Below are 10,715 nucleotides of genomic sequence, written 5' to 3' on the forward strand. Positions count from 1 at the left end.
AAGATAAGTAAAGGGGATTCATGTGCGAAAAAAAATAATGTCAGGTCTGATTATCATCGTATTGGTATCAGCTATCATTGGATGTCGACCTCAACAACAAGCCGCAAAGTCTAACGAGCAAGATCTATTATATATTCAATCAACCAAGCACCAAGCTTCTAAGAAGGTTATTTTTTTACTGGTTGATGCACTGATGGCTCAAGCTATTGACCAGGGGATTCAGAGACAAGAACTGCCGACATTCCAATATCTCATTCAACATGGTCAATATTATAAGGACATGGTCAGTTCATTCCCAACCATGTCGGTTACGATCGACAGCTCACTCCTTACGGGAAGCTATCCGAATGAACATCATGTGCCCGGACTCACGTGGTATTCTACAGAAGCAAGGAAGGTCATTAACTATGGTACAGGTCCCATGGAAATCTTCAAGCATGGTATCGAATCCGTTATGTTAGATGGCTTAATTCATTTGAACGCAACCCATCTGAATCCTCAATTGCCCACCATCTATGAAGACTTGGCACGTCATGGATTAAAGTCCGCTTCCATCAATGGATTGATCTATCGGGGGAGGACGCCTCATACGCTTACGATCCCTTCATGGGTTCAAGGGATAACCTCCATTCCAAAAGAAATCAAGGTCCATGGTCCCGATTTTATGGCCCTAGGCGCATTATCTAATCCGCTGCAGGGAAAGACGAGTCTGCCTAAGAGCGTCTTTCGCAAAATGGGATTGAATAGTGCTTATTCGATTGAAACGCTGAATTATTTAATTCAAGCCAATACACTGCCAGATTTTTCGTTAGTGTATTTGCCAGATATCGACCAGCAGATTCATCGAAAAGGTCCTGCGAACATGAAGGATGTCAAAGGGATCAGAGACGTAGATCAACAACTTCATACCATGCTGCAGGCATTCGGTTCACCAGAGAAAGCGCTTAGTGAAGCTGTAATAATCATTGCTGGGGATAGCGGGATGACACAAATTTTGCCGTCAAATGAAAATCCGGTCATCGATTTACCTGCTTTGTTACAGAATGATCATGTATTACGACCAGGAAAAGCTGTCACAGCAGACACGGAAATCGTTCTTGCCGTAAATGAAACAATGGCGTATGTATATAACATAGGACAGCAGCAATCACTCAGAGGCTTGGCTACGAAGTTAAGTCTTGATCCACGAATGGATTATATTGCTTGGAAAGAAGATGGATGGATCTATGTGAAGCAAGGCAATTCAGATCGCGAACTTAGGTACAAGGTGAAAGGTGATTTTAGCGATCCATATCAACAAAGATGGTCGGTAGAAGGGGATATTGACGTGTTGGACTTACAAGTCGATTACGCGAACTATACCTTGCATTATGGTCAATACCCCGATGCATTGCAACGATTGCAAGGCGCGCTTCTTTCACATCCTGGTGATTATATTGTGGTAGGTGCTAAGCCTGGATATGAGCTGGTCGATCGCAGCTCACCCACGCATAAAGGCGGAGGGGGTCATGGATCTCTCCGGCATGAAGAATCATTGGTTCCGCTTATCTTATGCGGGACGGATCAGAAGCCGAAGCATCTTCGGATCATCGACCTCAAACCATTTATTCTGCAATTACTAATCAAAAACGAGGGAGAGTAGATGGAACATTCGACTATACGAATTAATCGGAACAAGTTATGATTTATTCGTAAGGGGGAATCGAATTGACGTTGCAGCAACTGAAATATGTCATTGAGGTCGCCAATCGCGGTTCCATCAATGAAGCAGCCAAACGGCTGTTTATCTCGCAACCAAGTCTATCCAATGCGATTAAGGATTTGGAAGAAGAACTGCAGATAGCGATCTTCGATCGATCGAATAAAGGGATTTCGCTCTCGAAGGAGGGTGTGGAATTTCTAAGCTATGCTAGGCAGGTTGTTGAACAGGCAGAGCTGCTCGAGAGCCGATACTTAAATGCGAAACCGTCTCCTCAGCATTTTTCGGTATCGACGCAGCATTATGCTTTTGCCGTGAATGCCTTCGTAAGCCTCGTTCAACAATATGGTCATGATGAATATGAACTATCCTTGCGAGAGACCAAAACCTATGAAATCATCGAAGACGTAAAAAGCATGCGTAGTGAAATCGGGATATTGTATTTGAATGAATTCAATGGAAAAGTCATCAACAAGCTGCTAAAAAGCGCAAATCTTGAGTTTCATAGCCTCTTTACAGCCAAACCGCATATCTTCATCAGCATCAAGAACCCGCTCGCCAAGCAATCGATCGTAACGATCGACCAGCTCCAGCATTATCCGTATTTATCTTTTGACCAAGGGGAATATAATTCATTCCATTTCTCGGAAGAGATTCTGAGTACGATGTCACACAAGAAGAGTATTCGCGTCAATGATCGTGCGACCTTATTCAATCTATTGATCGGGTTGAACGGCTATACGATCTCGACGGGGGTACTCAGCAAGGACCTTAACGGTAATGAGATAATACCTGTTCCGCTGGATTGCGAGGAGACGATTAATGTCGGCTGGATTGCGCATCGCAATACGTCGATGTCTAAGCTGGGGCTTGCCTATGTGGATGCTCTCATCGAGGCGATTCGCCAATAACGTTGATCTATATGTTCTGTGTTCATCTCATGGGTATAGCTAATGGCTATAGCTAGATATAGTAATTATCAGTTACGCTATACCTGAGAAAACATGGTATCTTTCTTGTAACAACATTTGGCAAGGAGTGTTACGAGATGGCGAAAAGCAGTGTACTGGGATATCCACGGATTGGTCAGAATCGGGAATGGAAGAAGGCGCTCGAAGCGTTCTGGGCGGGCAAGCTCGATGAATCCACTTTTCAGAGTCAATTGCAGGAGTTAAGACTGAATCATTTGCGGAAGCAGCAAGAGAAAGGGATTGACTTCATCGCGGTTAATGATTTCAGCTACTACGATCATGTATTGGATACAGCCACGATGTTCGGGGTGATCCCGAGTCGTTTTCCATATGAAGGCGGTGTTGTACCATTGTCCCTGTATTATGGGATTGCCCGTGGGACGAAGGATGCAACGGCAAGTGAAATGACGAAATGGTTCAATACGAACTATCACTATATTGTACCTGAGTTGGGCGGAACGGAACCGGTGGTAACGGAGAATAAACCGCTGATCGCATACCGCGAGGCGAAGGAGAAATTAGGGATTGAAGGGAAGCCTGTTATTCTTGGACCCTTGACCTTCTTGAAATTGTCCAAAGGCTACAAGCTCGAAGAGACAGATGCATGGCTGGCGCGTTTCGTCCCCCTCTATGTTCAGATTCTTCAAGAGCTTGCTGAGGAAGGGGTTCAATGGGTTCAAATCGATGAACCGATTTTGGTAACGGAATTAGGCGGAGATGACATTGCGCGATTGAAAAAGATTTATGAGACATTCGCTTCCGCTGTGCCTCATCTGAACATTTTGCTGCAAACTTATTTTGAATCGGTAGAGCACTATAATGATATCGTGCAGCTGCCGGTCCAAGGGATTGGTCTCGATTTCGTACATGGATTGGCTGGCAACTTGAAGTCGATTCAAGAATCAGGATTTCCAGCGGACAAGTTCCTAGGCGCAGGGATTATTGACGGTCGTGGCATTTGGAAAGCGGATTTGCGTGAGAAATTAGGCCTCCTTGAGGTATTGTCGAAGATTGTAGCGGAGGATCGTCTCCTAGTGCAGACTTCCTGCAGTCTGCTGCATGTTCCCGTAACGGTGAAGAATGAGACGAAGCTCCTGCCTGAATTGAAGGATGCGCTCGCCTTTGCCGACGAGAAGCTGGATGAGATTGCTCTATTGACCAAAGCGGTTGTTGACGGGGCGGATAGCATTTCAGATGCATTAGCACGATGTGATAAGGAGCTCCTCGGGCTTAAGCAGTCGAGTGAACGCAATCGAAAAGACGTTCAGCAGACGGTTGCGACGATTAGTGCGCAGCATCCTGAGCGCAGCCGATCATTCGCGGATCGTCATATCGCGCAGCAAGATAAATGGCAATTGCCGATATTCCCGACGACGACGATCGGCAGCTTCCCGCAATCCGCAGAGGTACGTAAGGCTCGTCAGCTATGGCGCAAAGGGGATTGGACACCGGAGCAATACGCAAGCTTTATTCGGGATCAGATTGATATCTGGATCAAGCTGCAAGAAGAGATTGGATTGGATGTCCTCGTCCATGGCGAATTTGAGCGTACGGATATGGTGGAATTCTTCGGTGAGAAGCTTGCCGGCTTCGCATTCACACTATTCGGATGGGTACAGTCTTATGGATCTCGTTGCGTAAAGCCGCCGATTATTTTTGGCGATGTTGCCTTCGAGGAAGCAATGACGGTCGAGGAGACCAAGTATGCGCAATCGAAGACGGAACGTCCGGTTAAAGGCATGCTGACAGGACCGATAACAATCATGAACTGGTCATTCGTCCGGGAAGATATTACGCGTGAGCAGATTGCCTATCAACTGGCCTATGCATTAAGACAAGAGGTTGAGGCGCTTGAACAAGCAGGCATTGGCATGATTCAAGTGGATGAACCGGCCGTTCGCGAAGGGCTTCCTTTGAAAGCAGAAGATCAAGCGGCGTATCTGGCTTGGGCTGTGAAAGCATTCCGGATGACCACATGCACGGTTCAAGAGACGACACAAATTCATACACATATGTGCTATTGCGAATTCCATGACATGATCGATTCGATCGAAGCGATGGATGCGGATGTGATCTCGATCGAGACATCCCGTAGTCATGGCGAGTTGATTCATAGCTTCGAGCAGAACACGTATGAACTAGGCATCGGGCTCGGTGTATACGATATTCATAGTCCACGGGTTCCGCAAGTGGAGGAAATGACGGGGATGATCGATCGTGCTCTACGAGTCCTCGATCCAAACCTATTCTGGATTAACCCAGACTGCGGATTGAAGACGCGTGGCCTTGAAGAGACGGTTGAATCTTTGCGTAACATGGTTGAAGCGACGCAGATCGCAAGAGGGAAGTATTCTGCATAAATGAAATGATATCCTTGCTATTCATGATGGGCCGCATATTGTGCGGCCTGTCTTTATCTTGCTGTCGTAAAATTTAAAAATGACAAATATGCAATTATTAGCTATCATAGTCATCATACAATTGAATATCAAATTCAGGTGCAATGATGGTAGAAATGTAATTCCGTCAATTGCTTAATAGGGAAGCTGGGTGCAAATCCCACACGGTCCCGCCGCTGTAAGAGAGGAGTTCTTGCAACAATCCACTGGTTTAACCGGGAAGGAGGCAAGAGCAATGATCCTTGAGTCAGAAGACCTGCCTGTCTTGATACACCATGAACTCTACGAGCGATAGGGGGTGTTTCATGAACGCTTATTCATGCCGTTTATTTGTATAAACCTCTTAACGCTACCTGTTAAGAGGTTTTATTGTTGTAGAGGGGCAGATGCCGTTCTAGCAAGCACATGTTGAATTAGATTTCTGTTGGAGGAAGGGAAGTAGACAATGCGCAAAAATAATAAGTGGGTTACATGGCTGCTCTTGTTCAGCATGTTATTCACGGTATTCTTTACGAATGGAATCAATGTGTTCGCGGCAGGGGTCGATGCATCACCGAACGGGTACGTCACCGTATCGGTGGAGAAGTTCACCCTTGGACAAGGGTACTACCGTGAACCGGTAAAAGTGCCTTTCTATGCGGGCGAAAATGGAGCCATGGTGCTCACGCGCGTGTTGGGGGAAGATAATTTCGAGTATGGAGGTAGAATTAAAGATGGTTTCTATCTGTCTAGTGTTCAAGATTCTACCTATGGGATAGATGTTCCACAATATATTTTAGACAAAATTCACTTGGATGGTTTGGAACTCGGAGCGAAGGCGGATGAAGAATGGCTGGGAGCGTTCGATTATACGTCGAAGTCCGGTTGGATGTACGAAGTAAATAATGTATTCCCAAATGTAGGTTTCTCGCAATATGAGCCGCACGATGGGGATGTCATTCGCACGCAATTCACGTTATACGGATATGGAGCGGATCTTGGTGGGAGCTATGGATATATCCAGACGGCGAATAAAGATGCATTAACGGCGAGAGTTGCCGAAATCAATAGTGATCCGCTCAAAAATGAGATTCTATCCAATCCTGCTATTAAATCGGCATATGATCAAGCGTATGTTGTGCTTAAGGATATGGAAAGCTCGCAGGAGAGTGTAGATACCTCACTAACCAACATGAATGCCTCCCTGAAACCTGACGTTACCGTTAGTGGATTGAAGGATAAACAGGAGGTTTTCCAATCTCAGATTAGTATTACCGTAAGAGCCAAGGATTACAAAGCGGGGATCATTACGCCCGAGGTGAAGTTAAACGGAACCACAATCCCTGTTACGAATGGAAAGTATAACCTTACGTTCAACATAGGAGAAAATACGGTAGCGATTAAGGCCACAGATGTGTCAGGCAACTCGGTTGATCTAGCGTATACCATTACATACACGCCTGCACCCATAAATACAAACACACCAAAGGAACAGTTAAATAAGAACTTAAGTTATGTTCTCAAAACAGTAACGAATCCGAAATTCGGAACGCTTGGCGGAGAATGGTCGATTCTCTCCCTAGCAAGAGCTAATTATCAAGTACCAGAAGGATACTTCTCGTATTATTACAATAATGTCGTTGACGAAGTGAAACGACTAATGACATTGAATAATGGCGTATTGGATAAATCCAGAAGCACGGAGCACTCAAGGGTTATCTTGGCACTTGCTTCAATTGGGAAAAATCCTAAAAGTGTCGGGGATTATGACTTAACGCAAGCCTTATCCGATTATGATTATGTCGCTAATAAACAAGGCATAAACGGGCCAGTATTTGCTTTGCTGGCATTGGACACTAGAAATTATGCGATCCCTGCGGCTGCCACAGGCAAAATACAGACAACAAGAGAAAAATTAATTAACAATATATTAAGCTTAGAAGCGAATAAGGGAACCAGCGGTGCTGGAGGATGGGCTTTAGGCGGCGGACCTAAACCTGATGTGGACATCACATCGATGACCATTCAATCGCTTGCACCTTATTATCAGACTCAAGACAGTGTAAAAGGTGCCGTAGATCGGGCCGTAAATTGGCTCTCTCAAGCACAAAACAACGAGGGTAGCTACTCAGCCTGGGGAAGTACAAGTAGTGAGAGCTTATCACAGGTTGTGACGGCGTTATCTTTGATTGGTATCGATTCAAACACGGATGCTAGATTTATTAAGAATGGTCATTCTGCGATGGAGGCCTTGCTGTCCTTTTCATTTGTAGATGGCGGAGTCATGCATGTTAAGCCGAGCGATGGCAGTCTTGGCAAAATTGATGGGATGGCAACCGATCAAGCTACGTATGCGCTCGTAGCCTATGATCGGTTCGTAAACGGAAGCAATCGACTGTATGATATGACGGATGTGACGAAAGAAACACCGGATGCACCAGATGATATCGAAGTACCCATACCTGGCGGCGACCAACCGAAAATCGTTATTCCATCGGACTATAACAATTATTATTTGAATATACCAAGTGATGCTTCAACGAAAGAGATCAGCATCGAGATTCCTAGCAACACCCTATCGAAAATACAACTGAATTTACCTGCTGGCAGCGGTTTGCCGAGCATTCATGCGGTGAAAGGCGATGTCTCGTTACTGATCGCAAAAGGGACGAAAGTGACTGACGGGGATGCATCGGCCATCGAATTAATGACGGCGATGGATGCTGCCAATGCAGAATTGAAGAAGAAGATCGCATCGATCGTCCCAACCGAGAAGAAGCTGGATCAAATCGATCAAGCGGTGACGATCGGTGGAGCCGCGAAGATCGCGTTCGATCAACATCTGACGTTGACGTTCGCGGGTATGAAAGGCAAGGATGCTGCATTCATTCAGAACGGCGTGCCGAGCGCGATCGACAAGTACAGCAGTGAATCCGAAGGTAAGAAGAGTGGTAAAGACGTATTCGCTTATGATAACGGGAACAATCTCATCGTTAAGACGAAGCATTTTACCGATTTTGTTGCCTATGCAACAAGTACAGAAAAGCCTGGCGATGGCGGTACGACTCCTCAACCTACGAAACAAGTAACGTTATTGGTCGACAAATTGACGATCAAAAAAGGCTACGTGATCCAACAATCCAAAGTAGTAATGCAACCGGGCGATACAGCGTGGAGTGTATTACAACGTGAACTAGATAGCCGTGGTATCAGCTATAGTGCAAGATGGACAGATAAATTTAACAGTATTTATGTGGAATCCATCGCAGGCGACGGTGAATTCGACCACGGCAGCGGTAGTGGTTGGATGTACAATGTCAATGGAAAATATCCGAATTATGGCGCAAGCCTCTATGTTCTGAAAGATGGGGACAAGCTCCAATGGCGCTATACAACAGATCTTGGTAAGGATCTTGGTGTAGACAACAGCGATTGGGAAATACCGGGCGGGACTAAACCGAACGTACCACCGCCGGCAGGCAGCGTGACTCCAACGCTTGACGCGACCAATAAGAACCCGGTGATTACGGTTCCAGCCGATGGCAAGCAAGATTACATCTTGAACTTGACGAAGGAAATGCGCAACCTGGATAAGGTGACGATCAATATCCCGAAAGTAAGCCCGAAAGTCATCCTGAATTTGGCGAATGTATCGGATAACTTACCGGAGGTCACCGCTGTCAAAGGCGATACGACACTCACGATTGACAAAGGAACGGCACTGAAATCTGGAGATCCGCTCGTCGAAGTGTTAACACCGGTAAACACGAGCGATGCAGATGTACAGAAGCTCGTGCAGGCTACACTGAGCAGCGAGAGCCGGAAGCAGGCGAAGCTGATTCATGCCTTTGCGATGGGGAATGCCAAAGCATCCGTACAATTCGATCGTACGCTTACGCTCGTGCTCAAAGGGGCAAAAGGGCAATTCGTTGGTTATATCGAAGGCAATGCGTTCAAGCCAATTACGATCTACGAGTCGGAGAGTAAAGGCATTGAAGCTGCGAAAGGCAAAGATCAAATCACGTATGCCTTCATCAAAGATAATGATGTCGTCATTCGTACGAATCATTTCACGCAATTCGTTAGCTATACCGTGGATACATTGAACACGGAACAACCGTTATCGTTAGAGCAGTTGTATTCAGATGCGAAGTCGATTTCGGCTTGGGCTGTCGATGCGATCCGCGAAGCAAGTCAACATCAATTCGTCAGCGGTAGTGAGGGCCAATTCAAGCCGCAAGCGACGGTAACCAGAGCAGAATTCGCGAAAATGCTCGTTGGCGTGCTAGGACTCGATACGACATCCAATAAGGGTAGCGCCTTCAAAGACGTGAAGAAGACAGATTGGTTCTATCCTTATGTCAATGCGGCTTATGAAGCAGGATTCATCAAGGGCGATGCGGATCAGTTCCGTCCGAACGACAAGTTGACTCGTGAACAAATGGCAGTCATCTTATACAAAGCACTAGGTCTTCAAGCTGCAGAGCATACGGCTGCCCTGCAAGACCTCGATAAAGTATCTTCTTGGGCAAAGGCAGAGGTTCAGGCCGTGATCGCTCGCGGCGTGATGACCGGTGCGAATAACCGGTTCGAGCCGACCGGCCAGGTGACGCGCGAGATGGCGGCTGTCGTCGCGATGCGTTCCTACCAATACAAAAAAGACAACACAGTAACACCGCAACCGAAACCTGAACAGGATGCTTCGCAATTATCGAAAGATGAAGTGAAGCAGCAAATCAGCAAAACGGCAGCATTCATGCAGAAGACGGTCACCGATCCGGTGATCGGTACGCTTGGTGGGGATTGGACGATATTCGGTCTTGCGCGTTCAGGCATTTCCGTTCCGGATGCTTATTACGCCAAGTACTATGCGAACGTCGAAAAGATCTTAAACGAGAAATCCGGCAAATTGCATGCTGTCAAATTCACGGAATATGACCGTGTGATTCTCGCCTTAACGTCGATCGGCAAAAATGTCGATCAGGTGGCTGGATACAATCTCCGCGAATGGCTTGCAGATTACAATACGCTGATCAAGCAAGGGATTAACGGACCAATTTTCGCTTTGATTGCGTTAGATAGCAAGTCATACGACATCCCAGACGTGCAGAGCGTGAAGACACAGACAACGAGAGAGATGCTGATCGACTTTATTCTGAAAAGAGAAATTGCCGGCGGTGGATGGGCCTTAGGCGAAAAGGTGACGACACCGGATCCGGACATCACGTCCATGGCGATTCAAGGCTTAACCCCGTATTATGCAACGAATAAGGAAGTAAAAGCGGCAGTCGATCGCGCGATTGCGTGGTTATCTCAAGCGCAGACAGCCGATGGCGGTTATGCGAGCTGGGAGTCTTCGAACTCCGAGAGCAGCGCGCAGGTCATCGTTGCATTGACCGGCCTCGGCATCAATCCGCATACCGATGTGAGATTCGTGAAGAACGGAAAATCGGTCGTCGATGCTTTAATGAGCTTTGCTGCGGAAAGTGGTGGTTTCTACCATGTGAAGCCGGGCGGCGTGGACAATGGCGGCGCCAAGCCAGGAGAAGTCGATCCGATGGCTACGGATCAGGCGATGTATGCACTAGTCGCCTATGACCGCTTGCTGAATGGTAAGACACGACTCTATGATATGTCGGATGTACAGAAGAAATAGATTATCAATGA

At 46.6% G+C, this 10,715-nt stretch carries 4 protein-coding genes and 1 riboswitch; all 4 genes read left to right on the plus strand.

All coding sequences use genetic code 11. The annotated features are described in order from the left end of the window. The first annotated feature begins 37 nt into the window (after positions 1-37). On the plus strand, positions 38-1,642 hold the full coding sequence (locus C558_RS0120895) for an alkaline phosphatase family protein (protein ID WP_018758249.1): 1,605 nt from the start codon (positions 38-40) through the stop codon (positions 1,640-1,642). Between the two features lie 65 nt (positions 1,643-1,707). Further along, positions 1,708-2,610, plus strand: coding sequence for a LysR family transcriptional regulator (locus tag C558_RS0120900; RefSeq protein ID WP_018758250.1), 903 nt, complete (start codon positions 1,708-1,710; stop codon positions 2,608-2,610). A 137-nt stretch (positions 2,611-2,747) separates the two neighbouring features. Further along, entirely contained in the window at positions 2,748-5,030 is a 2,283-nt protein-coding gene (metE, locus tag C558_RS0120905; RefSeq protein WP_018758251.1) for a 5-methyltetrahydropteroyltriglutamate--homocysteine S-methyltransferase, read from the plus strand. A gap of 119 nt (positions 5,031-5,149) precedes the next feature. Beyond that, positions 5,150-5,346: riboswitch (cobalamin riboswitch) on the plus strand. Between the two features lie 168 nt (positions 5,347-5,514). Next, the gene (locus C558_RS0120910) at positions 5,515-10,704 is read left to right on the plus strand and encodes an S-layer homology domain-containing protein (RefSeq protein ID WP_018758252.1); all 5,190 of its coding nucleotides are present in this window, start codon (positions 5,515-5,517) and stop codon (positions 10,702-10,704) included. The last annotated feature ends 11 nt before the right edge of the window (positions 10,705-10,715 follow it).

The organism is Paenibacillus terrigena DSM 21567 (assembly GCF_000374845.1).
Lineage (GTDB): Bacteria > Bacillota > Bacilli > Paenibacillales > Paenibacillaceae > Paenibacillus_K > Paenibacillus_K terrigena.

Bases quoted from the DNA above. Each gene is read 5' to 3' on its own strand.
- C558_RS0120910 (WP_018758252.1), top strand. From the start codon at position 5,515: ATGCGCAAAAATAATAAGTGGGTTACATGGCTGCTCTTGTTCAGCATG.
- metE (WP_018758251.1), top strand. From the start codon at position 2,748: ATGGCGAAAAGCAGTGTACTGGGATATCCACGGATTGGTCAGAATCGG.
- C558_RS0120895 (WP_018758249.1), top strand. From the start codon at position 38: ATGTCAGGTCTGATTATCATCGTATTGGTATCAGCTATCATTGGATGT.